Here is a 793-nt window from a genome sequence, read left to right as displayed (position 1 = left end):
AAGATGATCAGGTTGATAGGTTCGAGGTGGAAGCATGGTGACATGTGGAGCTGACGAATACTAATAGATCGAGGACTTAACCATATAATATGTAGCAAATGTTATCTAGTTTTGAAGGAATATATATTAAAATTCCTTTTGACATTCTGAAAAGAATGTGTATAATGATAAAAGTCTGGTAATGATGGCAGAGAGGTCACACCCGTTCCCATACCGAACACGGAAGTTAAGCTCTCTAGCGCCGATGGTAGTTGGGACCTTGTCCCTGTGAGAGTAGGACGTTGCCAGGCTTGTATTATTCCGCAGTAGCTCAGCGGTAGAGCTATCGGCTGTTAACCGATCGGTCGTAGGTTCGATTCCTACCTGCGGAGCCATTATGCTTCCATAGCTCAGCTGGTAGAGTACTTCCATGGTAAGGAAGAGGTCACCGGTTCAAGCCCGGTTGGAAGCTTGGAAAAAATTTTAAATTTTTGGCCCGTTGGTCAAGTGGTTAAGACACCGCCCTTTCACGGCGGTAACACGGGTTCGAATCCCGTACGGGTCACCACTTTTGGAGGATTAGCTCAGCTGGGAGAGCACCTGCCTTACAAGCAGGGGGTCGGCGGTTCGATCCCGTCATCCTCCACCATATATATTTTAAATGTCGGAGGGGTAGCGAAGTGGCTAAACGCGGCGGACTGTAAATCCGCTCCTTCGGGTTCGGCAGTTCGAATCTGCCCCCCTCCACCATTTTCTTTAAAATAACCTGAGAGGGTTTATTTTTTTGAAAAGATAACCATACTAGTAAATATTA

Annotated in this window: 5 tRNA genes and 2 rRNA genes; all 7 read left to right on the top strand. The window is 46.3% G+C overall.

The features are described from left to right. Nucleotides 1–84 (top strand): 23S ribosomal RNA (locus F8162_RS21765); the annotation flags it as partial. A 90-nt stretch (nt 85–174) separates the two neighbouring features. Then, nucleotides 175–290, top strand: a 5S ribosomal RNA gene (gene rrf, locus F8162_RS21760). Nucleotides 291–299: 9 nt separating this feature from the next. After that, nucleotides 300–374 (top strand) — tRNA-Asn (locus F8162_RS21755). Nucleotides 375–378: 4 nt separating this feature from the next. Continuing rightward, nucleotides 379–451: transfer RNA gene (locus F8162_RS21750), tRNA-Thr, on the top strand. A gap of 21 nt (nt 452–472) precedes the next feature. After that, nucleotides 473–547: transfer RNA gene (locus tag F8162_RS21745), tRNA-Glu, on the top strand. A gap of 5 nt (nt 548–552) precedes the next feature. After that, nucleotides 553–628: transfer RNA gene (locus tag F8162_RS21740), tRNA-Val, on the top strand. A 17-nt stretch (nt 629–645) separates the two neighbouring features. Next, nucleotides 646–729: transfer RNA gene (locus F8162_RS21735), tRNA-Tyr, on the top strand. The last annotated feature ends 64 nt before the right edge of the window (nt 730–793 follow it).

The sequence above is a fragment of the Bacillus sp. CH140a_4T genome (assembly GCF_008923725.1).
Classification (GTDB): domain Bacteria; phylum Bacillota; class Bacilli; order Bacillales; family Bacillaceae_G; genus Bacillus_A.
Note: the sequence above shows the minus strand (reverse complement) of the source record. Positions and strands in the feature narration are given on the sequence as shown.